The 23615-nt window shown below is 64.6% G+C and carries 24 protein-coding genes and 1 tRNA gene; 17 read left to right on the top strand and 8 right to left on the bottom strand.

Translation table 11 applies throughout. The annotated features are described in order from the left end of the window. Nucleotides 1–32 precede the first annotated feature (32 nt). From POM99_RS17745 to POM99_RS17715, 7 genes are all read left to right on the top strand, one after another. Nucleotides 33–497 (top strand): Lrp/AsnC family transcriptional regulator, encoded by a 465-nt coding sequence (locus POM99_RS17745; protein ID WP_277279848.1) that lies wholly within the window; start codon nt 33–35, stop codon nt 495–497. Between the two features lie 320 nt (nt 498–817). Further along, nucleotides 818–1306 carry a hypothetical protein gene (locus POM99_RS17740; RefSeq protein WP_277279847.1) on the top strand — a complete coding sequence of 163 codons (489 nt, stop codon included), beginning with the start codon at nt 818–820 and terminating at the stop codon, nt 1304–1306. Nucleotides 1307–1418: 112 nt separating this feature from the next. Beyond that, nucleotides 1419–1916, top strand: coding sequence for a hypothetical protein (locus tag POM99_RS17735; RefSeq protein WP_277279845.1), 498 nt, complete (start codon nt 1419–1421; stop codon nt 1914–1916). Nucleotides 1917–1939: 23 nt separating this feature from the next. Beyond that, the gene (locus POM99_RS17730; protein ID WP_277279843.1) at nt 1940–2455 is read left to right on the top strand and encodes a hypothetical protein; all 516 of its coding nucleotides are present in this window, start codon (nt 1940–1942) and stop codon (nt 2453–2455) included. 10 nt (nt 2456–2465) lie between these two features. Further along, the gene (locus POM99_RS17725; protein WP_277279841.1) at nt 2466–3218 is read left to right on the top strand and encodes a fimbrial biogenesis chaperone; all 753 of its coding nucleotides are present in this window, start codon (nt 2466–2468) and stop codon (nt 3216–3218) included. 160 nt (nt 3219–3378) lie between these two features. Continuing rightward, nucleotides 3379–5832: a fimbria/pilus outer membrane usher protein gene (locus tag POM99_RS17720; protein ID WP_277279840.1), complete on the top strand. Its 2454-nt coding sequence runs from the start codon at nt 3379–3381 to the stop codon at nt 5830–5832. Next, nucleotides 5829–6767, top strand: a complete 939-nt coding sequence (locus POM99_RS17715) for a hypothetical protein (protein ID WP_277279839.1) — start codon at nt 5829–5831, stop codon at nt 6765–6767. The genes POM99_RS17720 and POM99_RS17715 overlap by 4 nt, the downstream gene beginning before the upstream one ends. 25 nt (nt 6768–6792) lie before the next feature. Here POM99_RS17715 and POM99_RS17710 read toward each other — a convergent pair whose 3' ends face one another. Both POM99_RS17710 and POM99_RS17705 read right to left on the bottom strand, forming a co-directional pair. Continuing rightward, nucleotides 6793–7218, bottom strand: a complete 426-nt coding sequence (locus POM99_RS17710) for a MarR family winged helix-turn-helix transcriptional regulator (protein WP_277279838.1) — start codon at nt 7216–7218, stop codon at nt 6793–6795. 381 nt (nt 7219–7599) lie between these two features. Next, on the bottom strand, nt 7600–9411 hold the full coding sequence (locus POM99_RS17705; protein WP_277279837.1) for a cation:proton antiporter domain-containing protein: 1812 nt from the start codon (nt 9409–9411) through the stop codon (nt 7600–7602). 55 nt (nt 9412–9466) lie between these two features. Between POM99_RS17705 and POM99_RS17700 the strand changes: the two genes are divergently transcribed. Next, nucleotides 9467–9766: a hypothetical protein gene (locus POM99_RS17700; RefSeq protein WP_277279835.1), complete on the top strand. Its 300-nt coding sequence runs from the start codon at nt 9467–9469 to the stop codon at nt 9764–9766. A 23-nt stretch (nt 9767–9789) separates the two neighbouring features. Here POM99_RS17700 and POM99_RS22420 read toward each other — a convergent pair whose 3' ends face one another. Then, a complete protein-coding gene (locus tag POM99_RS22420; RefSeq protein WP_277279833.1) occupies nt 9790–10263 on the bottom strand; it encodes a PaaI family thioesterase in 474 nt (157 codons plus the stop codon). Nucleotides 10264–10415: 152 nt separating this feature from the next. Here POM99_RS22420 and POM99_RS17690 point away from each other — a divergent pair, with 152 nt between their 5' ends. Together POM99_RS17690 and POM99_RS17685 are read left to right on the top strand one after the other, a co-directional pair. Next, complete coding sequence (locus POM99_RS17690) at nt 10416–11036, top strand: TetR/AcrR family transcriptional regulator (protein ID WP_277279831.1); 621 nt, start codon at nt 10416–10418, stop codon at nt 11034–11036. 110 nt (nt 11037–11146) lie between these two features. Beyond that, the gene (locus POM99_RS17685) at nt 11147–12826 is read left to right on the top strand and encodes a hypothetical protein (protein WP_277279829.1); all 1680 of its coding nucleotides are present in this window, start codon (nt 11147–11149) and stop codon (nt 12824–12826) included. 64 nt (nt 12827–12890) lie between these two features. Here POM99_RS17685 and POM99_RS17680 read toward each other — a convergent pair whose 3' ends face one another. Together POM99_RS17680 and POM99_RS17675 are read right to left on the bottom strand one after the other, a co-directional pair. Continuing rightward, nucleotides 12891–14186, bottom strand: coding sequence for an O-acetylhomoserine aminocarboxypropyltransferase/cysteine synthase family protein (locus POM99_RS17680; protein WP_277279828.1), 1296 nt, complete (start codon nt 14184–14186; stop codon nt 12891–12893). A 106-nt stretch (nt 14187–14292) separates the two neighbouring features. Further along, nucleotides 14293–14369: transfer RNA gene (locus POM99_RS17675), tRNA-Arg, on the bottom strand. 59 nt (nt 14370–14428) lie between these two features. On the opposite strand from POM99_RS17675, the gene POM99_RS17670 reads away from it, so the two are divergent. Continuing rightward, nucleotides 14429–15226: a queuosine precursor transporter gene (locus POM99_RS17670; RefSeq protein WP_277279825.1), complete on the top strand. Its 798-nt coding sequence runs from the start codon at nt 14429–14431 to the stop codon at nt 15224–15226. A gap of 201 nt (nt 15227–15427) precedes the next feature. Here the strand turns inward: POM99_RS17670 and POM99_RS17665 are convergent, their stop codons facing one another. Both POM99_RS17665 and POM99_RS17660 read right to left on the bottom strand, forming a co-directional pair. Beyond that, a complete protein-coding gene (locus POM99_RS17665; protein WP_277279824.1) occupies nt 15428–15649 on the bottom strand; it encodes a PspC domain-containing protein in 222 nt (73 codons plus the stop codon). Next, nucleotides 15646–15789 carry a hypothetical protein gene (locus POM99_RS17660; RefSeq protein ID WP_277279822.1) on the bottom strand — a complete coding sequence of 48 codons (144 nt, stop codon included), beginning with the start codon at nt 15787–15789 and terminating at the stop codon, nt 15646–15648. Before POM99_RS17660 ends, POM99_RS17665 begins: the two co-directional genes overlap by 4 nt. 474 nt (nt 15790–16263) lie before the next feature. On the opposite strand from POM99_RS17660, the gene rimP reads away from it, so the two are divergent. The 6 genes from rimP (at nt 16264) to rbfA (ending at nt 22915) form a co-directional block, all read left to right on the top strand. Further along, a complete protein-coding gene (gene rimP / locus POM99_RS17655; protein WP_277279821.1) occupies nt 16264–16824 on the top strand; it encodes a ribosome maturation protein RimP in 561 nt (186 codons plus the stop codon). A 3-nt stretch (nt 16825–16827) separates the two neighbouring features. Continuing rightward, entirely contained in the window at nt 16828–18459 is a 1632-nt protein-coding gene (gene nusA, locus POM99_RS17650) for a transcription termination factor NusA (protein WP_277279819.1), read from the top strand. Beyond that, nucleotides 18440–19156, top strand: coding sequence for a DUF448 domain-containing protein (locus POM99_RS17645; protein WP_277279818.1), 717 nt, complete (start codon nt 18440–18442; stop codon nt 19154–19156). The genes nusA and POM99_RS17645 overlap by 20 nt, the downstream gene beginning before the upstream one ends. A gap of 5 nt (nt 19157–19161) precedes the next feature. After that, entirely contained in the window at nt 19162–21765 is a 2604-nt protein-coding gene (gene infB, locus POM99_RS17640) for a translation initiation factor IF-2 (RefSeq protein ID WP_277279817.1), read from the top strand. Between the two features lie 215 nt (nt 21766–21980). Continuing rightward, nucleotides 21981–22517 (top strand): DUF1697 domain-containing protein, encoded by a 537-nt coding sequence (locus POM99_RS17635; RefSeq protein WP_277279816.1) that lies wholly within the window; start codon nt 21981–21983, stop codon nt 22515–22517. A 2-nt stretch (nt 22518–22519) separates the two neighbouring features. Beyond that, nucleotides 22520–22915 carry a 30S ribosome-binding factor RbfA gene (gene rbfA, locus POM99_RS17630; protein WP_277279815.1) on the top strand — a complete coding sequence of 132 codons (396 nt, stop codon included), beginning with the start codon at nt 22520–22522 and terminating at the stop codon, nt 22913–22915. Here rbfA and POM99_RS17625 read toward each other — a convergent pair. After that, the gene (locus POM99_RS17625; RefSeq protein ID WP_277279813.1) at nt 22912–23493 is read right to left on the bottom strand and encodes a YceI family protein; all 582 of its coding nucleotides are present in this window, start codon (nt 23491–23493) and stop codon (nt 22912–22914) included. The two genes, rbfA and POM99_RS17625, sit on opposite strands and share 4 nt — an antisense overlap. Nucleotides 23494–23615 lie beyond the last annotated feature (122 nt).

Below are 23615 nucleotides of genomic sequence, written 5' to 3'. Positions count from 1 at the left end.
CAGCCTGATTCACAGGCATTATGGAGCGTGAGATGGATGAAGTTGGGCAACTTGACCGGTTTGACATGGCCATGCTGGATATCCTGGCGGTGGATGGCCGGATTGCGGTGACTGAACTGGCGGACCGTATCGGCCTTTCCAAAACGCCCACGCAGGCCCGGCTCAAGCGGTTGATGACCCAAGGTTACATCCGCGGTTTCCGGGCAGTGATCGACGCTGGCAAACTGGGGCTCGATCACGTTGCCTTTGCCGAAGTGAAGCTTTCGGACACGCGAGAGCGCGCACTGGAGGAATTCAATGCCGCCGTCCGCCGCATCCCCGAGGTGGAGGAATGCCACATGATCGCAAGTTCCTTCGACTATCTGCTCAAGGTGCGGACGGCGAACATCCGTCGCTATCGCGAAGTGCTGGGAGAGAAGATTTCGAGCCTGCCCCATGTGGCCAGCACATCCACCTTCGTGGCGATGGAAACGATCATGGACAGCCGCAGCGGATAAGCAGGGAGATCAGCATAACGTGACGAATCATAAGATTTTCATGTCGGCGGATTAACCACAGCTGTTATCCATATCGGTTTGCAAATCCTCAGATAGTTTTATTTTGATACTAACTTTGGGGGAGGGTGAGGCCTCTCGAAATTTAGAAAATTTCCAAGTTTTCTGCCAGATTGCGGAATTTTGTTTGTTTGGCAGCCTTGATCATGGTTATGAACCCCTAAGGGTATAGACTTAGGGGATTGGACATGGGGGCAGAGGGGCGGTTAACCGGCTTGCGCGCCGTTCTTCTGTTCATCTGTCCAATGGCAGGCGCCTTATCCGTGCCTTCAGCGGCCCTGGCCGACACGATCGCCATTCCGGCGCGCGGCACGGTGGTTCCGGCTTGCCGCATATTCAACTCCGGCAACTTCCCCACGCTCAACATCGGAACGCCCGGTGCGGGTTCCGCGCAGGCGACTGTCCACTGCAACACACCCTTTGTCGTTCGTGTGCAATCGACGAGAGGGCAGTTGCAGAACCTTTCCCCCGCGCAGCAGGGCACCACGCCGGTGTTGCCCTATAACCTTGCGGTGCAGCTGCCGCTGGACAGCGGATCGAGCGTAAGCGCCACCTGCAGTTCAGCCTCGCTGCGCAGTGGCCAGTCCAGCTGTGCGCTTTCGCCTGCTGGAGCCGGCCTTTCCACCGGTGCGAGCCCTGCGTGGAACCGGAACATGGCAATGACAATAACCTGGGGCGCGTCGGCCACCCCGCTGATGACCAGCGGCAGGTATGTCGATCGCCTCGTCGTAACGCTCGGAGCGCAGCCTTGAGTGCCGCCTCCGTCCTCCGCAACAGCCAGTGTACCGCCCGCGGCGGCCTGCTGACCGGTTTCCGGGCCGGATTTCACTTTACCGGGATCGTTCGTCAATGAAAGGACAGGACATGAAGAAGCTGCTTCTCGCCGCCGCCTCGCTCGGCGCGGTTATCTCTACTCCGGCTCTCGCTGCAGCGCCGTCGGCAACCTACGACGTCACGGCCTCGGTGCCGCAGAGCTGCAACGCCGGTTCGAACGGCACCATCTCGTTCAGCACGCTGACCCTGAACAGCGACGGCACCGTTGCTTCGGGCCAGAGCGCTTCTTCGACCGGTACCGCCGTGTACTGCAACGGCGCAGCTGCCACGCTGACGCTGTCGACCGGCAACACCATCACCAACTCGGCCTATACCGCTGACGCTGGTGGCTTCACCAAGACGCTGACCTTCACCACCACCGCCAAGATCGGTTCTGGCGCTACCCTGAACGAAGGCACCACCACCATCGGCGCGGTTGCCGGCAACCTGGTTGTTACCGCCAGCAGCATCAACGGCCTGAGCGGTGCGCGTCCCTATGCTGGGGATTACACCGGCTCGCTGACCGTGACGCTCACTCCGGGCGCCTGATCGAGCGAACAGGGAGCAGGACCTTGGCAGACAGAACCGACACCATGCGGCGGCGCCTGTGCAAGGTCCTGCCGCTTGCCGTTGCAGCGGCCGCCCTTCCGGCGACAGCTGCACGCGCGCAGGCGGCCAACAGCACAACGGTCAGTGCCAAAGTCACCAAGGCATGCTCGATTGCGCCGACCTCCATAACAGTCACCCATCGCAGAACCGGCAGCAACACGACCACAACCGTTGCGGGGGCAAACGGAACAAGCACGACAGCCACCGCCCGTTGCAATGCGCCGACAGGCGGGACCGTGCGCGTCATTTCCGGCCTGCTCACCGCATCTGGCCAGACGAGCCAGAGCTATACGATCACGGTGAGTGGCTGGGGCAGCGCGATCACGTACACCGCTGGCAATACCACGGCGGGTTCGAGCAGCAGCGCATCCACGTCTGCCACTGTGACGGTAAGTATCAGCAACATCCCGGCGAGTTCCAACTTCGCCAACAATACGCTCTACAGTTCGACAATCACGCTGTCGAACTCAGCAAACTGATGGAACCGGGATGAACCGCCTTCTTTCGCGTATCGCCTTCGCAACCGCTGCCTGTGCCAGTTTCACCGGTCCGGCGCTGGCCACATCGGTCAGCCCGCTTTCGCTCGAACTGCAGAGCACGGGGCGCAAGGTCGTGGCCAATATCCAGGTCGTGAACGATGGGGCCAAGCCGCTGCCGGTGGAGGCGGTGACCAAGGTGCTCACGGCTTCGGCCGACGGCTTTGCCGAAAATACCGAAGAGACCGAAGACCTGCTGGTGATGCCGCCCAACGCGTTGATCCCGCCGGGCCAGACCCAGGCGTTCCGCGTCCAGTGGGTGGGCGATCCGGCGCCTGCCGAGAGCAAGCATTATTACGTTTCGATCAACGAGCTGCCGGTGAAGCTGCCCGATGGGCAATCGGCACTGCAGATCCTGTATAATTTCAAGGTTCTCGTCAGCGTCGGCCTTGCCAATGGCAAGGGCCAGCTGGCCGTTTCCGCCGCCAGCATCGGCCAGAACAAGGATAAGCCCGCGCCGGTCGTCACCGTGTCCAACACCGGCACGACCTATGACTACCTCAGCCAGCACGCGCTGCACCTGGTGGAAAAGGACGCCAAGGGCACGGAAGTGTTCAACCGCACTGTCAGCGGCAATGAATTTGCCCAGCTCGTCGGGTTCGGCCTGGTCGCCACCGGCCAGCAGCGCAGCTTTACCCTGCCGATCGAGCTGCCGACGAAGGACGGGACGCTGACGGCGACGCTGGTCGAAGAGCGTGGCGAATGACGCCGCGCCTGCATGCCAGTCGCTCGATGACTGGCGTTCTCCCCCCGCCGTTGCGCGGAAAGGGTCGCTGCTGGCGTTTCCCCGACAGTTCCGACCAGACCACGGCTGTGTAGGAGCTGCGATCCCGCCAGTCGCCTTTGCACGTGCGGGCGATGGCGACATGGTTTTCGCGGGCGGCAATCTTGGTGACGAGGTTGCCGACGATGCTGCATCGGCAGACGGCAGCGCAGCAACGGCGGTGCCATCCGCCCCTGCAATCAGGATCAACCCGACCAAGCGGGACCTGCATTTCATCGTGCCCGTTACCGATGGGGAGACCTTTCTGGGCGAGGTGGAGCTGACCGTTTCGCCCCGGGATGAACTTTCGGTGCAGGCGGACCGCATGCTGCAGCTGCTGCAGCCCCTGCTGAAAGCCGACGCCTTTCGGGCGGTTTCGGCCAAGGTTCAGGCGGGAAAGCCGCTTTCGGCGGCGCTGCTCGCATCCGAGGGCGTGACGCTCAGCTATGATCCGGAAAAGCTGTCTCTGGCTTTGGCGATCGGCCTGGAGAAGCGCGAAGGGCAGACGCTGGGGCTGCGCAACATGGGCGGTGTGCAGGGGGAATCGATCCGGCCTGCGGCGTTCAGCGGATTTCTGACGGTGCGCGCGGCGACGGACGTGGTCGAGCATGGCGTGCAGCCCGGTGTCATGGCGCCGACGGCGGAGCTGGAATCCGGCTTCAACCTGAAGGGGCTGGTTCTGGAGAACCAGGGCTATGTCTCCGCGCGTTCGGGTGATCCGGCGTTTAGGCGCAGCGGATCACGGCTGGTCTATGAAGACCTGACCCGCAAGGTGCGGCTGACGCTGGGCGATACCTTTGTGCAGGCGCAGCGGTTCCAGGCCAGTCCGTCGGTGCTCGGCCTTGGCATCTCGCGCCGCTATGCCGAGCTTGATCCGCAGCGCGAGGTACGCGCCAGCGGATCGCAGCAGTTCAGCATTGCCGGCGCCAGCACGGTGGAAACCTTCGTCAACGGCCGCAGCGTCGAACGGCGCAGCATCGGCCCGGGCAACTATACCCTGCGCGATTTTCCGCTGGCCGAGGGATCGAACCAGGTGCGGCTGCGCATCGAGGACGCGACCGGTGCGGTCCGGGTGATCGAGTTTTCCGCCTATGCCAACCAGGCGCTGCTGGCGCGCGGATTGACCGAGTTTTCGCTGGTCGGCGGCGTGTTCTCCTCCCCCACGCGGACAGGCTTCAGCTATGACCGGCGCTGGGTCGGCTCCGGCTTCGTGCGGCGGGGCGTGTCCGACACGCTGACGCTGGGCGCCAATTTCCAGGCGACGGCGCAGGTCCAGCAGGGCGGGGTGCAGGTGCTGTGGGGCGGGCCGCTTGGCCTGATCGGCTTCGATCTTTCGGCCAGCACGCGGCGGGGCGGCGGGCAGGGCGTGGCCGCGGCGCTGACCTACGAACGGCTGCTGACCGGCGGGGGCGAGAACAACACGGCGCTGCGTGGTGCGGTGGAAGTGCGCAGCAATCGGTTCGAACTGCCGCAGGTGGCATTCGGGCCGCAGCGCAGCGAACTGCATGCCAGCGTGGGGATGATCCGATCGTTTTCGCGCGATCGCTTCATCGCGCTGGATGGCCGGTTTGATCGCGATGGGGTGACCGGGCGCAACTGGGGCGTGCAGGCGAGCGGCGGCCTGCCGCTGTCAGACCGCTTCACCCTGTTGGCCGAGGCGGGCTGGAAGCGCGGATCGCAGCGGGAAAGCTGGGTTCGCACCGGCCTGCGCGTCCGCTTTGGCCAGCGCGGGCTGGCGCAGTCCGACATCAGCTCGCGCGGGGAAATCAGCGCGAACGTCTCCTCTTCCGGCGGCAGCGGCATTGGCGCATGGAATGCGCAGGCCAATTTCAACCGGCGGCCAGAAGACGCCAGCCTCACCGCCAGCGGGGCGCTGGATACGAACCGCTTCGCACTGGGCGCGCAGCAGAGCGTGGCTTTCGATCGTGGTGGCGGGGTGACCGACGCGCGCACCACGCTGCGTGCCGGCTTCTCGCTCGCCTTTGCCGGCGGGGCTGTGGCGATCGGGCGACCGGTGGGCGAAGCCTTCGTGATCATGAAGCCCCACAAGTCGCTGAAGGGCGCGCAGATCTTCGTCGATCCGCAGGGTGATGGCGAGATTGCTCGGTCCGGCGCGCTGGGCCCGGCGCTCGACGGGCTGATATCAGCCCACACCTTCCGCACGCTGGTGTATCAGGTGCCGGACGCGCCTGCGGGGTATGATCTTGGCGCGGGCAACGTGACGATGCGCGCCCGCTATCGCAGCGGATACAAGGTTGAGGTCGGATCCGACTATCACCTCATGGCGGTCGGCACGCTGCTGGATGCCAAGGGTGAGCCGGTAAAGCTCGTCTCGGCCAAGGCCTATGACCTCGACAACCCCAGGCGTGAGCCGGTGCTGCTGTTTACTTCGCGCACGGGCCGCTTTGGGGCGCAGGGCCTGCGCGCCGGGCGCTGGCGCGTGGAAGCGCTGACCGATCCCATGACGACATACGAAATGACCCTGGCCGAAAGCCCCGACGGGATTGCCCGCGTCGGCACGCTGCGGCCCGTGCCCAGCAGGGAGCAGAGCAAATGACGAGGAAGCTGATCATGGCGCTTATGGCCGGAGCAGGCGCGGTCCTGTTCGCTCCGGCCCAGGCATCGGCTGCGGCCTGCGGCACGGTAACCGCTTCGCCGGGCACCCTGCTCTTCTCTTCGTGGAGCCCGCTGGACGGACAGGCGCAGGACCTGCCGCTGACGCTGACGGTGCAGCGGGTGAGCGCTTCGACCCGCGGGGTGCGGGTGATCCTGCATGATATCGATACGCCGGCACCGCCGATCGTGGTCTCGCTTGCCCCGGCGATGCGCTATGAAATTGCCGACAACGCCAGTGGGGCGCTGATCGCCTTTTCGCGCAACACCGTGATCAGCGCAGCGAATGCCGCAGTTCGCCCGATCAGTGGCGCGCCCACCACGTCGATCTCGATCAATGCCCGCGTGCGCCTTTTCGGCAATAGTGGCCCGGTGGCGGACTACATCGGCGGGCGCACTTTCAATCAGCCATTCCTGTATTCGATCCAGTGCCTTAACCAGCAAGGCACGGTGACCGCGCAGGATCTGCTGGTTCCCGCAAACCTGACGTTGACCGTGCCGATCCCGCGCATGGCGACCATCGTCACCGCGCGGCCTTCGGTGATCGACTTTGGCAACTTTACCACCACACGCCAGACGATCATGATCAACGTGCGCAGCACGAGCACGCTGAACGTTTCGGCCAATACCCAGAACGGCGGCAGGATGGTGCGCGAAGGCACGCCACAGCCGTGGCCGTCCTACGCCACGATCCCGTTCAACATGTTCTTCTGGGACCGCAGGATCGTGCCCGGCGGCAGCACCGTTTCCACCCAGCGCGCGGGCGTGCAGGGGCGTGACATCAACTTCATGCTGACGCTGCCCGAAGGGCTGCCGACCGGAAAGCTTGCCGGAACCTATAGCGACGTGATCACGCTGGATGTCACGCCGGGGCCATAAGGCCCGGGCAAGCGCCAGAAGGAGTTCAAGCCACACGGGCGAGCAGTCCGGCAAGGGCGACACGTTCCCCATCATCGAGTCGCTGTTCGATCACGCCGTGGATGGCGTTGGCATAGGCGGGCCACATCCGCGCGCGCTCTGCAACGCCAAGCTCGGTCAGTTCAACCACCTGACCGCGGCCATCGCCAGGGCAGGCGGAAATCCGCACCAATCCGCGCTTTTCCATGCGATCCAGCGTACGGGAAAGGGTATACTGCGCCATGTCCAGCCAGCGCTGCAGATCACGCGGGCGGCTGGGGCCGCGGCGTTCGATTTCCAGCAGCAGATCGTACCATTCCAGCGGTGGCATGCCGGCGCGCTTCAGTTCGGCGCGGGCGGCGCGCAGCGCGGCGGTGCCTGCGTTCATCAGGCGATCCCAAGCAAGGACGGTTATGGCAGCGGGCTTGTTCATGGCGCGAAGCGATACCGCGAGCCATGCACCTGCATCAATTCCGGCAGAGCGCAGGGGAGGGCGTTAACCAAACCGCAAGGGCTGATCGATGCAGGTGCATGCAAAATCGATGCAGCTGCATGAAAGCCGATGCACCTGCATCGATCGGACGATGCAGGTGCATGTATTTTCGATGCAAGTGCATGGATAAGCGGATCAGGAACGTCCCGCCGCGCTGCAGATTCGGAGAATCCTGCCCCGGGGAGGCTTCCTTTGGCACAGCTTCTCCGCTGGCAACAGAGGGTCGAATCCATCCTGGCTAGCAGCTGAAATGCATCAGTAATTCAGATGCTTGATCTGTGGCAATGGGGAAGGCGGCCCGGCCCGGCCGACCGCAGGACGCTATGCCGGTGGTGCCATTGCCTCGGTGATGATGCGATCGCGCGCAGTGCGGATGTCACCGCTTTCGATCTGTGCATCGAGCCGTTCGCGGTCGCGCTTGCGGAACACGTCTTCGGCGCGGTTGATCGCTTCCTGGCCAAGGCCGGCGCCGTCGAGCGCGGCGCGAGCCATGGCGATGGCGGATTCCATCGTTTCGCGCACCACCAGTGCGGCCGGGCCGGATTCCAGCCTGAGCAGGGCCCTGCGGTCAAACGCGCGGACATAGATCGCCGCCTGCGGAAAGGCTTCGTGAACCGCTTCCAGCAATGGCGGTTCGATCTGATCACCATCGATGCAGAACAGGATCATTTCCGCTTCCGCGCCGCCTGCCTGGCGCAGCATGTCCAGCCGGGTGCCGTCTCCGAAGTAGACCTTCGCGCCGAAGTTGGCGGCGACATCGATCATTTCCACATCGGTATCGATCAGCGTAACCTGGATGCCGCCGGCGAGCAGGACCTGACCGACGGCCTGCCCGAAACGGCCGTAGCCGACGATCAGCGCGTTGGCGCAATCACCGCCGCCGGGCTCTTCCCGACTTTGGGCTGCGGTGGCGGGAGCCTCGCGGAAGCGACGGGTGGCCATCATCAGGAACGGCGTGGTCGCCATGGACAGGGTGACCACCGCACCAAACAGGCTGGCGGCTTCGGGCGCGATCAGGAAGGCGTGCTGCGCCTGCGCGAACAGCACGAAACCGAATTCGCCGCCCTGGCTGAGCAGCAGGCCAAGCGCCAGCGCGGGACGCCAGCCCATGCCGAACAGCCGCGCAACGAGGAAGATGACCCCGGTCTTCACCACGATCAGCATGGCCGCCATGCCGACAACGAACAGCGGATCACGGGCGATTGCGCCCAGATCCAGCATCATTCCCACGGTGAGGAAGAACAGGCCGAGCAGGATCGAGCGGAACGGTTCGACATCAGCTTCAAGTTCATGCCGATAGGGTGAATCCGCCAGCATCACCCCGGCGATGAAGGCGCCCAGAGCAGTCGACAGGCCGAGCCATTCCATTAGCCCGGCGGCTGCCAGCACGGTGAACAGCGCCGCCACCACGAACATTTCACGTTCGCCCAGGTTGCCGATCAGGCGGAACAGCGGCCGGATGACAAAGCGCCCGGCAAAGACCAACGCGGCGATTGCGGCAAAGGTTTCAACCGCCAGCAACCAGCCGGGAGGTCCGCTGGCATCCGCAGGATTGCGGCTCATCGCGGCGACGATGGTGATCATCGGGATGATCGAAAGGTCCTGGAACAGCAGGATGGAAAAGGCGCGCTCGCCAAAGCGCGTCTTCATCCGTCCCGACGATTGCAGCATCGGCAGGACCTGCGCCGTGGACGACAGCGCCAGCGGCATGCCGAGGGCCAAGGCTGCGGCCGGCGAAAAACCGGTGGTCAGCAGGATGGCACCCGCGACAGCGATGCCGCACAGGACCACCTGCGCCAGGCCGAGGCCCAGTATGTCCTTGCGCATGGCCCAGAGCCGTTTCGGCTCCAGCTCAAGCCCCACCAGGAACAGCAGCAGGGTGATGCCCAGTTCGCCGATGCCCATCTTCTGTTCGGCCTCACCCACCAGATGCAGCGCTTGAGGTCCGACCACGGCGCCGGCAAGCAGATAGCCCAAGGTTGCGCCGAGGCCGAGCCTGCGGAAAACGAGCACGAAGGCGAGGGCGAAGCCGAGCAGCAGGAAGCCGTCGTGCACGATGGATGGGGAGGCTTCCGGGTTCACGCGCCCTTTCTCTCCCGCTGCCAGCCCGCCGTCAACCGGCGCAACACCCATTGACGGCGATGACGGCAGCCGGAAGGATGCCCAGCCAAGGTTTGGGAGAAGAGCGATGTCGGTAGCCGGCCAGTACACATGCGTGACGAAAACGCCGATGGGCGATCAGGCCTCAACTCTGACCGTGGTGGCGGAAGGCGACCGCTTTACCGGCAGCAATGCCGGCGCGATGGGATCGATGGACATCACCGATGGAGCGGTAAGCGGCAACACCCTGAGCTGGACCAGCATGATGACCAGCCCGATGCCGATCACGCTGGAATGCACCGCGACCGTGGAAGGTGACAGCATTTCCGGCACGGTAAAGGCCGGGATGTTCGGCAGCTTTCCCATGACCGGATCGCGGACAGGCTGAGCTTCCGAAGCCCGCGCTTAAGATCAGGCGCGCGGGCGAATGCGCTTGATCGTACCCGAAAAAGCCAGGACGGGGTTGCCATCGGCGGTGATGGTGCCGCGAACGAAAACAAGGCTGCCACCGCTCCGCACGACTTCCCCATGCCCCAGCAGGAGCTGGCCCGCCTGCGCTGGGCCGACGAACTCGCTGTTCATCGTAACGGTGACACCATGGATTTCCTCGCCAGCCGAACTGGCAATGGCAAAGAGGCAGAAATCCGCGAAGGTCATCAGGCTGCCGCCGTGGATCATGCCGTGGCCGTTGCGGTTCTGCTCGGCAGGTCTGAAGCCGCACTGGATCCCGCCCTTCTCGCTGTCCCTGCGCAAATAGAACGGGCCCGCAAGGGCTTCAAACGGATCGATGCTGCCCCAGGTGTACCAATCGGCCCATTCCCCTTCGGCAATGTGCTGAAGATGGCCTTTGAACGGCGCATCGGCATGAAGGGTGGTGTGAGGCACGTGATGAACTCCCAGTGGCGCAGGCGCGGGTGGCGCGGGTTTACGCGAACGTCAAGTGAAAGGGGCGGCTCGGCGCAAAATCCGTTGCATTTGGAGATGAATTGGCGTGTGCTGCCGCGGGAAGAGGATTGAATGGCACTCTGGTTGCGCAGATGGATGACCTGGCCCAATCGCTGAAGCCGCTGCGCCGAACGCAGGCGGAACGCCGCGCCCGGTCCGAGCGCGGCCTGCTGATCGCGGCGGCGGAAATCCTGGTGGAGCAGGGCTACAATGCCGCAACTTTTGACCGCATCAGCGAGCGAGCAGGCTATAGCAAGGGGCTGGTGACGCAGCGCTTCGGATCGAAGGACGGGCTGATGGAGGCCGTCATCGCGTGGCTCAGCGCGCGGCTGGAGAAGGCGTGGCGCACACGGTTGGAATCCGCGCGCAGCGGGCGTGCCAAGCTGGTCGATTACTTGGACGTATTCCTGTCCGGCATCGAGAGTGATCGCATTGGATCGGCGTATTACGTGCTGCTGTCGGCCGCACTCGCCAACCTGTTGCCCCAGCGCGATCTTTTCCTGAAACGGCATGAGGAAGTGCGGCAGAAGCTGATCGATTGCATCCGCGAAGGCGTGGTGGACGGCACGATCCGCCCGGTCGAGAACGTGGAGGTGGCGGCCACCGTATTGGGCTGCTTCGAATTGGGCGCCGCAGTTCAGCATCAGCTTGACCCCGCCATGGACATTGCGGCCCTCCGCGCGTTCGTGCGCAGCAAGGCGCATGGGGGCTGATTTACCTGCAGATACAATCCGATTCGAACCGAGTTGACATGCTCTCGTCAATTGCGCGGGTTAACGGTTTGGCCCTATACGTTAACGGTTGATCATTGGGGGCATGCGCAATGGATGAGTCGGCCACGGCTATCGCCACGATGGATGGCCCGTTCCATGGCACCCGCCGGGTTCGCCGGTTGGCGCTTCACGCGCTGCGTTTTGCCTCGGTACTGGTCGGGGCAGGGTTGCTGTTGCGCACCGGAGCAGCCGACCAGCTGACCGCGCGCGACACGCTGGACGACGACGACAGCGAAGGTCAGCCGCGACTGCGGCAGTTCGCGCTGCCCGTGCCTGCCTTCGGCAAGGGCAAGCCGAGCGCCGAAGCCCATGCCGCCGCCGCCGCACTGTCGGTGCTTGATCCGGGGGCGGAAGGTACGCACGCGGCCATCATCGGTGCGGATGCGCACGCGGCTCGTGCCGTGCCCGATGGCGCCGTGCCCGCGTTTGCGGCACAGTTTGCGCGTGTAACCGAGGCTGTCTCCCAACCGGCTGCTCCGATTGAAGCCGCGCCGGCAATTGCTTCCGTCCAGACCACGACCATTGCCGCACCCGCTCAGACAGACCCTGTGGCGGCTTTGGCCATGGTTGCGTCGAAGCCTGACCGACCTGTCACTATCCCGCCGTCGGCCGAACCGGCAGCAGAGCAGATCGACCAAGGCCGTATCGTGCGGCAGCCAGCTTCCGCCTGGGCCTATGCCGAGCCACCTGCCGCGGTCGCCGATCTGGTGCCGCCACCGGCCCAGCCAGCGATTGCCGCGCCCGCAGCGCCCCAGTTGGCCCAGGCCCAGCCCGTGCCTGCCGCAAAGGTCGCTCCTGAAGCCACCAAGCCCGTGGCTGTGGCCTTGGTGGAGAAGGCTGCGCCGGTCCGGGCGGCCGAACAGGCCCGCCAGTCCAAGGTCGCAATGGTCGAGCCGAAGGCGGCTCCCGCGTCGAAAGCTGTGCTGCCGACGGTGAAGCGCGTGCAGACAGCGAAGCTCGCTGTTTCCGCCAAGGTCCCGCAAGCGCCTGCGGCTGTGCGCACTGCGCCACCCGTCGTGGTCGCCAAGCCTGCTGTGGTCAGGATCGCGAAGGCCACTCCTGAGAAGGTGACGAAGACCGAGACGATCAAGCCCGCAATCGTCAAGCCTGCAATCGCCAAGGCAGCAACGCCGGCAAGTGTCTCGCCAGCGCCTGCACGCCTTGCCAAGCGCGTTGTGACACCGGTGATGCGCGTTCCGGCCAAAGTGGCCAGCTTGGAAGCCAGGCCGAAGCCTGCGGCGCCGGCACCCGTGGTCACGTTTGCCAAGCCTGCCGTCACGCCCGTGAAGGTTGCGCGGGCGGAGGCGGTAAAGCCCGTCGCTGCGCAACCGGTGGTGGCCAAGCCGGTTGCCGCGCCGAAGCCCGTGATCGCGGCAAGCAAGGCAAGCGCACCCACTGTGCGGACGGCCACGGCAGAACCGGCGGTCAATGCCGTTCTGCTGAAGCCGGCATTGCCGGTCGCCAGGCCGGTCTCCGCGCCCGCCAAGGTTGCCGAAGCTTCGCTCCCGACGGCTGCTTCCGCGCCGTCCGAAGTGCGCGGCAACGCTTCATACCTCCCCGAGAACAACATCGCCGCGCGCCCGGTGGCGCGCAACGCGCTGGATGCACTGGCGGCGATGGCGGCGCGGGTGAAGCCGTTGAACGCCGCGCCTTCAGCCTATGCTTCGGCCAAGCCGAATACCGCGACGGCTGAAGAGAAGGCCGATCGCCTGCCTTCGCCGCGCGATTGAAGCATCTGCATCGTTCCAAGGTTTTGCGGGCGGCCAGCAATGGCCGCCCGTTTCGATTCGGAAATCAGGCCGCAGCCAGAGCGCTCTCGAGATCGGCGAGGATATCCTCGATGTGTTCTATGCCGATCGACAGGCGCACGTAGCCGGGGCTGACGCCGGTCGCCAGTTGCTCTTCGGCCGAAAGCTGCGAATGGGTGGTCGATGCCGGGTGGATCGCCAGGCTGCGCGCATCGCCGATGTTGGCCACGTGGTAGAACAGCTGCAGCGCATCGATGAAGCGCTTGCCCGCGTCCGCGCCGCCGGCAAGCTCGAAGCCAAGCAGGCCGCCCTTGCCACCGGGCAGGTACTTGTCGGCCAAGGCCTTTTCGCGGCCCTGCGCCAGTGCGGGGTGGATTACCTTGGTCACCTTGGGGTGCTTGGCCAGCCAATGCGCCACCGCTTCAGCATTCTGGCTGTGGCGTTCCACGCGCAGCGGCATGGTTTCAAGCCCTTGGATCAGTTGGAACGCGTTGAACGGGCTCAGCGCCGCGCCGGTATCGCGCAGCAGGATCACCCGGGCGCGGATGATGTAGGCGATGGGGCCCAGCGGCTTGATGTCCCGCGCCCAGACGGCGCCGTGATAGCTGCGATCAGGCTCGTTGAGCAGGGGCTGGCGCGCCGGGTTGGCTTCCCAGTCGAAGTTGCCGCCATCCACGATGATGCCGCCGATGGAAGTGCCATGCCCGCCGATATACTTGGTGGCGGAATAGACCACGATTGCCGCGCCATGGTCCAGCGGGCGGATCAGGGTGGGGGCGGCGGTGTTGTCGACGATCAGCGGGATGCCGTATTCGCGGCCGATGGCGGCCACTTCCGCAATGGGGAAGGGGGCCAGCTTCGGGTTGGGCAGCGATTCTGCGTAATAGGCGCGGGTGCGGTCATCTGTTGCACGGCGGAAGCCTTCGGGATCGGCCGGATCGACGAAGCGCACTTCGATGCCGAGATCGCGCAGCGTGTTGGCAAAGAGGTTCCAGGTGCCGCCGTAGAGATCGGTGGAACTGACGATGTTGTCGCCCGCGCGGGCGAGGTTCAGCACCGAATAGGTCGAGGCCGCCTGGCCCGAAGCCACCGCAAGTGCCGCCACGCCGCCTTCCAACGCGGCAACGCGCTGTTCCAGCACGTCGGTCGTCGGGTTCATCAGGCGCGTGTAGATGTTGCCCAGCTCTTTCAACGCGAAAAGGTTCGCGGCGTGTTCGGTGCTGTGGAACTGGTACGACGTGGTCTGGTGGATCGGCACCGCGACCGACCCGGTGGTCGGATCGGCGCGCCAGCCGGCGTGCAGGGCCAGGGTTTCGGGGCGGTGCTTGCGGGTCTCGGTCATCGTTAGGCGATCCTCTTGAGTGGGAGCGGACTGGGATCCGGCTTATTGTCTATTGATTTAGTAGATATAATCAAGCCCGCGTCGGCGCAACGCCACCGTGGCGGATTGGCGCGCCCGGCAGGGTTCGAACCTGCGGCCCCAAGCTTAGAAGGCTCGTGCTCTATCCAGCTGAGCTACGGGCGCGCGCTGCCATGCCCATAAGGCGGCTTTGCGCCGCGTGCAAATGCCGTTAGCAAGCGGCCATGGACGATCAGCAGCAAGACCATCTCGATCGCATCGCCGGTTCGGCCGGTGCGCGCCGCCATTTCCGCTATTTCGACTACATGATGGCCAGTTTCGTGGGCATCCTGCTGCTGTCGAACCTGATCGGCGCGGCCAAGCTGGCGGAAGTGGACGGCTTCACCTTTGGCGCAGGGATCCTGTTTTTCCCAGTCAGCTATGTGTTGGGGGACGTGCTGACCGAGGTCTATGGCTATGCAAACGCGCGGCGCTGCGTGTGGATGGGCTTTTTTGCGCTGTTGTTCATGGCGGTGATGAGCTTCGTGGTCGTGGCCATGCCGCCTTCGGCCAGCTGGGGCTGCGCCAGCAGCGGCAACCCGCTGTTCGCGGATCTGGTGAAGCAGACATCGGCGGGCACGATCTGCCAGACCACCTATGAATCGGTATTCGGCAGCACCTGGCGCATTGTCGCCGCATCGATCATCGCCTTCTGGGCGGGCGAGTTCGTCAATTCTTTCGTGCTGGCACGGATGAAGGTGTTGACCGGGGGCAGGCACCTGTGGACCCGCACGATCGGCTCGACCGTGTTCGGTCAGGCGGTGGATAGCGCGCTGTTCTACCCCATCGCGTTCCTCGGCACCTGGACCAACCAGGCGGTGCTGACGGTGATGATCACCAACTGGGCGATGAAGGTGGCGTGGGAAGTGATCCTGACGCCCGCAACCTATGCCGTGGTCGGCTTCCTGAAGCGCAAGGAAGGCGTTGACGTGTTCGACACCGACATCGACTTCTCACCCTTTGCCAAAACGGATGCGGTTTGAATCGAGATGCTGCGCTGTTGGGGTTCGACAAGCTCACCACGATGCTTCGACAAGCTCAGCATGAGCGGATCTAGGTAGAAGTTTCAAAAAAACCGCTCGTGGTGAGCTTGTCGAACCACCACAGCGTGACAGCCAGCAGAAAAAAAGCCCCCGCCGTGAGGGGCAGGGGCTTCTCCGGGGGCTGGCCGGATGTGGGGCTGGTCAGTCGGCGATCAGCGCGACGGCGAGGTAGATCAGGATCAGCGAGCCAAAGCCGATCAGCATCCCCGCCACCCAGGCGATGCGCACCAGCGTGACATCGATGCCGAAGTAATCGGAAATTCCCGCGCACACGCCCATCACCTTCTTGCGATCGCGGCCGAGGCGGAAGCCGCGGCTGGCGACGGGGCGGACGGTCGAGTCTTCGAAACGCAGGTCGCTCATGCGGCGTACTCCATGCTGGTGTTGGCGGAAGAGGCGGTCTGGTGCGGTACCGAGACCGTGCCCGAGATCATCGCCAGCGAGAGGGCGAAAGCGGCGACGCCGGCGAAGAGGGGTTGGCTGAACTGGCGGAACGTGGTCATCTTCGTGGTCCTTCCTGGGATCGGTTGCTTCGGAGATTGGTCTCTCCGGAGGATGATCCATGCACTGCAGAAGCCGTGCCAAACCCCGTTTTCCGCCATTTCCTCGCGAAAATCAGTGCGTGAACGGCAAATGAATGCCAAATATTGGCGCTATTCACCGATATTTTGCCAACAAGGAATCGTGCCGCCGCAAGGTGGCTTGAAGACCGGCCGCTTTCCCCTTTGCGGCGGATGGCCAAAGCGTGCGGGTGCAGTGCGCGGACCGTCTCCTTCTTTCAGCAAGAGGGCGGTTTTCGACTGGGGGCTGCATGCCAACCCTGGATCGGCATGCAGCCCCTTTTGTTCTTGCTTTCGGAGCACTTCGCGCCTATCTGGCCACTCATCCCGACATTGTGAAAGCAAAGTCAGGCTGGTTCCCGCAGGAACCGGCATGAAGATGCGTTTGCATGGACCGGGGCAGGTATCGGAGTTCGAATGGCGGATATTGCGCGTATTACCGAGGTTGTGGAGGTGGAGGCAAAGGCTCTCGGCTTCGATCTCGTGCGCGTACGCTATTTCAAGGGTGGCGAGATCGGTGACGAGGAGCATACGCTCCAGATCATGGCCGAGCGGCCCGCAACCGGCCAGCTGGTGATCGCGGACTGCGCTGCGCTGTCCAACCGCGTTTCCGATGCGTTCGACGCGCTGGAAGAAGCGGGTGAGGTGCTGATCGAGGATGCCTATCGCCTTGAAGTGAGCAGCCCCGGCATCGATCGTCCGTTGACGCGGGCAAAGGACTTTGCCGCCTGGATCGGGCACGAGGCGCGGATCGAGCTGGCCGAGCTGCTCGACAATCGCAAGCGCTTCCGCGGGGACCTGACCGGGTTCGACGCGGATGCGCAGATCATTTCTATCGAGGACGATGGTGTGGTATATGCCGTGCCGTTCAGCCTCGTTGCCAATGCCAAGCTTATCCTTACGGACAAGCTGATTGCCGCCTCCCGGCCGCTGGATGCCAGCGGAGCGGATGACATCGTCGAGGAACAGGAAGACTAAGCCATGGCCAGTGCGATTTCCGCCAACCGTGCCGAGCTGCTCGCGATTGCGAACGCCGTCGCCACCGAGAAGATGATCGACAAGTCGATCGTGATCGAGGCGATGGAAGAGGCGATCCAGAAGTCGGCCCGCAACCGCTATGGCGCCGAGAACGACATCCGCGCAAAGCTTGATCCGCGCACCGGTGACCTGCGCCTGTGGCGCGTGGTCGAGGTAGTGGAAGAGGTCGAGGATTACTTCAAGCAGGTGGACCTGAAGGCGGCGGAAAAGCTGCAGCCGGGCGCCAAGGTGGGTGACTTCATCGTCGATCCGCTGCCGCCGGTGGACCTGGGCCGCATCGACGCGCAGAGCGCCAAGCAGGTGATCTTCCAGAAGGTCCGCGATGCCGAGCGCGATCGCCAGTACGAAGAATTCAAGGACCGCGCCGGCGAAGTGATCACCGGCGTGATCAAGTCGGTCGAGTTCGGCCATGTGATCGTCAACCTTGGCCGCGCCGAAGGCGTGATCCGCCGCGACCAGCAGATCCCGCGCGAAGTGCCCCGCGTGGGCGAGCGCGTGCGCGCGCTGATCATGAAGGTGGAGCGCCAGAACCGCGGTCCGCAGATCTTCCTGAGCCGCGCCCATCCGGACTTCATGAAGCGCCTGTTCGCGCAGGAAGTGCCCGAAATCTACGACGGCATCATCGAGATCAAGGCCGCCGCCCGCGATCCGGGCAGCCGCGCCAAGATCGGGGTGATCAGCCGCGATTCCAGCATCGACCCGGTCGGCGCCTGTGTCGGCATGAAGGGCAGCCGCGTGCAGGCGGTGGTGCAGGAACTGCAGGGCGAAAAGATCGACATCATCCCCTGGAGCGAGGACACCGCGACGTTCGTGGTCAACGCGCTGCAGCCCGCCACCGTCAGCCGCGTGGTGATCGACGAGGAAGAGAGCCGCATCGAAGTCGTCGTGCCCGATGACCAGCTCTCGCTCGCCATTGGCCGCCGCGGGCAGAACGTGCGCCTGGCTTCGTCGCTGACCGGTTCGGCCATCGACATCATGACCGAGGCGGAATCGAGCGAGAAGCGCCAGAAGGAGTTCGCCGAGCGCTCCAAGATGTTCGAGGAAGAGCTCGACGTCGACGAGACGCTGTCGCAGCTGCTGGTGGCCGAAGGCTTCACCGAGCTGGAGGAAGTGGCCTACATCGACATCGCCGAACTCGCCGCGATCGAAGGCTTCGACGAGGAGCTGGCCGAAGAACTGCAGAGCCGCGCCGCCGAAGCGCTTGAACGCCGCGAAGAAGCGCAGCGTGAAGAGCGCCGTGGCCTGGGTGTGGAAGATGCGCTGGCCGAGCTGCCGCACCTGACCGAAGCGATGCTCGTCACGCTGGGCAAGGCGGGCATCAAGACGCTCGACGACCTGGCTGATCTCGCCACCGACGAACTCATTGCCAAGAAGCGCGGCACCGAACAGCGCCGCCGCAACAACGATGGCCCGCAGCGCCGCGAGCGCACCGAGCGCGAGCAGGACAAGGGTGGCGTGCTGGGCGAATATGGCCTGAGCGAAGAACAGGGCAACGAGATCATCATGGCCGCCCGCGCGCACTGGTTCGAAGACGAACCCAACGAGGAGGCCGCCGATGCGGATTCCTCACAATGAGCGCGTAAGCTCCGACATCACCGCTGACGGGCCGGAGAGGAAGTGCATCCTCTCCGGAGAGCACGCATCGCGTGACTCGCTCGTGCGTCTGGCGATCTCGCCCGACGGGCTGGTGCTGCCCGACGTGCTGGCGCGTGCGCCGGGGCGCGGCGCGTGGATCGGCGTTTCGCGCGAAGCCCTTGAAAAAGCACTGTCGAATGGCAAGCTTAAGGGGGCCTTGGCGCGCGCGTTCAAGGGTGCGCCGCTCTCCATTCCCGAAGACCTTGGCCAGCGCATCGAACAGGCGCTGGTTCGCACGCTGACCGATCGCCTGGGCATCGAACTGCGCGCCGGCAACATGCTGCTGGGTACGGAAAAGATCGCTGCCGGTGCGCGCGCCGGTGCGGTGACTTTTCTCGCCCACGCCAGCGATGCCGGCAGCGACGGGCCGAACAAGCTGGCCCAGGCCTGGCGCGTGGGCGAGATGGCCGAAGGCACCGGGCTGAAAGGTGCAATCTTGCCGCTGGACCGGGCGGCGCTGTCTGTGGCATTGGGCCGCGACAACGTCGTTCATCTGGCGCTGACCGATGCCGCCGCGGCCGAAAGGGTGGGGGGCGTCTTGGCGCGCCTGCTGCATTTTCTCGGGCGCGAGAGCGATGAGGCTGCCGGACCGCAAGGACCGGCCGCCAACGACGATTTTGATACGAAGGGCGAATGAGTTCGATGAGCGATGACAAGAAGCCGACGCTGGGCCGCAGGCCACTGGGCCTGAAGACCTCGGTCGAGGCTGGCGAGGTCAAGCAGACCTTCAGCCACGGCCGCACCAACAAGGTGGTGGTCGAGGTCAAGCGGCGCAAGCTGATGGGCCGTCCGGGCGAAACCGCAGCGCCGGTTGCCGAACCCGTTGCGCCCGCAGCGCCCGCGGCTCCGGTCGCGCGCCCGACTCCGCCCGCGCCGCCGCCGGCTCCGCCCGCCGCCTCACGCGAGACGCGCCAGGAACTGCAGGCGCGCCTGCTGCGTGAGGCCGAGGAAGCCCGCCTCGCCGCGCTGGAGGCCGCGAACCGCCGCGAGCAGGAAGAACGCCTGCGCGCGATCGAGGAAGAGCGCCGCCGCGCCGAGGAAAACCGCAAGGCCGAGGACACGCCTGCTGCTGCCGCTGCACCTGCGCCCGTTGCCGAGCCCGAAGCTGCACCTGCACCGGCCGCGCCCGCTCCGGTTGCCGAAGCGCCCAAGGCCGAAGCGCCGAAGGCCGAAGCTGAGCCCGCCCCGGCACCCGCAGCCGAAGTTGCAGCGCCTGCTGAAGCCAAGGAAGAAGCGCCTGCCGCGCCCGCGCCGCGCCGTTTTACCCCGGTCGCGCCGATCAAGCGCCCCGAACCGGTTGCCAAGAAGCCGCAGCCGGCCCCGCGCGATCGCAAGGGCGGTGATGAGCGCCGTGGTGGCAAGCTGACCGTCACCCGCGCGTTGAACGAGGACGAGGGCGCCCGCGCGCGTTCGCTCGCCGCACTGAAGCGTGCGCGCGAAAAGGAACGCCGTGCCCACTTCGCCGGGCAGCAGCACCAGCGCGAAAAGCAGGTGCGCGACGTGATCGTGCCCGAGGCGATCACCGTGCAGGATCTGGCCAACCGCATGGCTGAAAAGGCCGCGGACCTGGTCAAGGCGCTGTTCAAGATGGGCATGATGGTCACCATCAACCAGACCATCGACCAGGACACCGCCGAACTGCTGGTCACCGAATTCGGCCACAACATCCAGCGCGTGAGCGAAAGCGACGTCGATATCGATACCGCGGCAGACGTCGATGCCGAGGAAACGCTGAAGCCGCGTCCACCGGTGGTCACGATCATGGGTCACGTCGACCACGGCAAGACCAGCCTGCTGGACGCGCTGCGCGGTACCGACGTGGTGCGCGGCGAAGCCGGCGGCATTACGCAGCATATCGGTGCGTATCAGATCAAGACCAAGGGGGGTGACTTCATCACCTTCCTTGATACGCCGGGCCACGAAGCCTTCACCGAAATGCGCATGCGTGGCGCCAACGTCACCGACATCGTCATCCTGGTGGTGGCGGGTGACGACGGGCTGATGCCGCAGACGATCGAGGCGATCAACCACACCAAGGCGGCCGGCGTGCCGATGATCGTGGCGATCACCAAGTCGGACAAGCCCGAGTTCAACCCGCAGAAGATCCGCGAGCGCCTGCTCGAGCACGAGATCATCGTCGAGGCGATGTCGGGCGATGTGCAGGACGTGGAAGTTTCGGCGCGGACCGGCGATGGCCTGGACAACCTGATCGAAAAGATCCTGCTGCAGGCCGAACTGCTTGAATTGAAGGCAAACCCCGATCGCGCGGCGGAAGCGACCGTGATCGAGGCGAAGCTGGACAAGGGCAAGGGGCCGTTGGCAACCGTGCTGGTCAACCGCGGCACGTTGAGGGTGGGCGACATCCTGGTCGTCGGCACCCAGTCGGGCCGCGTGCGCGCCATGCTGGATGACAAGGGTCGTCAGCTGAAGGAAGCGCCGCCTTCGCTGCCTGTGGAGGTGCTCGGCATCGGCGGCGTGCCGATGGCCGGTGACACTCTGACGGTTGTGGAGAACGAAGCGCGGGCCCGCGAGGTCGCCTCCTATCGTCATGAACAGGCGACTGCCAAGCGCACCGCCACGGCGCCCACCAGCCTTGAGAACATGTTCTCCGCGCTCGCCGCGAAGAATGCCGTCATCGAATATCCGCTGGTTATCCGTGCCGACGTGCAGGGTTCTGCCGAGGCCATCGTCAACGCGCTGAACAAGATCTCTACCGACGAGATCAAGGTGCGCATCCTGTCTTCGGGCGTGGGTGCGATCACTGAAAGCGACGTGAACCTGGCCCAGGCCAGCGGTGCGCCGATCGTGGGCTTCAATGTCCGTCCCAACGCCAAGGCGCGCGAGCTGATCGAGCGCAACAAGGTGCGGATGAAGTACTTCGACGTGATCTATCAGCTCACCGACGACATCCGTTCGGAAATGGCGGGCGAGCTTGGTCCGGAGGCGATCGAAACCGTTGTCGGCCGTGCCGAGGTCAAGGAAGTGTTCCCCGCGGGCAAGAAGGACAAGGCCGCCGGTCTGCTTGTGGTCGAAGGTGTCATCCGCAAGGGGCTGCATGCCCGTCTCACGCGCAACGACGTCATCGTTAGCCGCACGACCATCGCGTCGCTGCGTCGCTTCAAGGACGACGTGGCGGAAGTCCGCGCGGGGCTGGAATGCGGCGTGCTGCTGCAGGACACCAACGACATCAAGGCTGGCGACCAGCTGGAAGTGTTCGAAGTCGAGATGCGCGAACGCACGCTGTAAGGCGTGGCAAAGGGCAGGGGACGGCGGCGCAAGCCAATCACCAAGGCGAAGGCCAGCGGTGAACGTCCCCCCACTTTCAGTGGGCGGCTCGGCAATGCTCTGCTCGACGGGCTGATCGACCGCGTCGGTTGTGGTTGCCTTGGTGCAATGACCGCCGTTGGCCTTGGCTGCTTCGTTCTGCCGCAGCCGGTCGTCCGGCTAATTGCGAGAACCTGATGACCCGTTACGTCGCCCTGTTCGGTTCCATCAACGTTGGCGGCAATCGGCTGACGATGGCGGACCTGCGCTGGGCGTTCGAGCGGGAAGGGCTTACCGGGCTGGAAACCGTGGTTGCCAGCGGCAACCTGCTGTTCGACTATGACGAGCGCCCCCTGGACGGTTTGGAAGACCTGTTTGCCCACGTCCTGCAGGATCGCTTCGACATCGCCACCTTTGCCGCCGTGCGCGATCGCGCGGCGATGGCGGAGGCGGTTGAGGGCAATCCGTTCACCGGGCTGGGCGCGGACAATCTCGTGCACACCCTGTTCCTGGAGCGGGAGCCCGATCCGGCGGCGTTCGAGAAGCTGGCGGCTGACCATGCCGGGCGCGGGCCTGAAAAACTCGCAATCGGAAAACGCAGCCTCTATATCGACTATGTCGACGGGGTGGGGGGCAGCAGGCTGACCAACGCCTTTATCGAACGGCGGCTCGGCTGCCGGGGCACCGCGCGCAATGTGCGCTCGATTGCCCGAATTCTTGCGAAGATGGGTTAGAATTGTCCAAGCATACCACGCCTGAAACCCGCTCGGTCCGCCTGCTCAAGGTGGGTGAGCAGGTGCGCCATGTGATCTCCGAGCTGCTGGCCCGCCAGATCGTGCATGACGATGTGCTGACCGGCCATACCGTGTCGGTCACCGAAGTGCGCATGTCGCCCGATCTGCGCCACGCCACCGTGTTCATCAAGGCCCTGCTGGGCAAGGACGAGGACGAGGTGCTCAAGGCCTTGCGCACCAATACGGCGTTTTTCCAGAAGGAAGTGGCGGGCAAGCTGAAGCTGAAGTATGCGGCGAAGATCAAGTTCCTCGCCGACGAAAGCTTTGACGAGGCCACCCGCATCGACATGCTGCTGGCCGATCCCCGCGTGCGCCGCGATGTGGAGGGCGAGGCTTAGCCCTGCGGCACCATCCGGGCGCGGATCGTCACCTTCACCATGCGGCCGACCACCAGCGGCCAGGCCGTCATGCCAAAGCGGTTGCGGTCCACGGTGGTATTGGCCACCAGTTCGATCGGCTGCGTACCGCCGGTTTCCATGGGTGGGGCGGAAAAGGTCACGTCCAGTCGGATCGGCCGGGTGATGCCCTTTGCGGTCAATTGGCCATCAACGGTGGCGGCGCGATCGCCGTGCATGTCCATCCGGCTCGCCACGAAGCGCAGGGTGGGATAGCGGCCCACGTCAAAGAACGACTTCCCGCGCAATGTCTTGGTCTGGGAATCCCCGGTCGTCAGCGTCCGCGCATCGATATCCACCTGCATCGTCACGGCAGACGGATCGGCGGGGGATACCGCGAACGTACCGTTCATGTCCGGAAAGCGGGCCGTCTTCGTTGAAAGGCCCAGAAACGCCACGCGTGCCGAAACGTTGCTGTGCGATTTGTCCAGCGCATAGCGGATGTGCTGCGGTTCCACGGCTGCGGTCAGAAGAAACAGCAGAGGGGCTGTGGCGAAGGTGATCAGGGTGCGTTCATGCATGGCAGGTTCCGGTTCATCAACGCACGCGCGGGGCTTTTATTCTCGGCAAGGGACTGGTGTTTGACCCGGCAGGGCCTATTTCCTGTGCCGGATGCGCCCGCATCTGACCACACCTTTCCACG

Source organism: Novosphingobium cyanobacteriorum (assembly GCF_029436685.1).
In the GTDB taxonomy this organism is placed as follows: domain Bacteria; phylum Pseudomonadota; class Alphaproteobacteria; order Sphingomonadales; family Sphingomonadaceae; genus Novosphingobium; species Novosphingobium cyanobacteriorum.
This window is presented reverse-complemented; position numbering and strand designations above follow the sequence as displayed.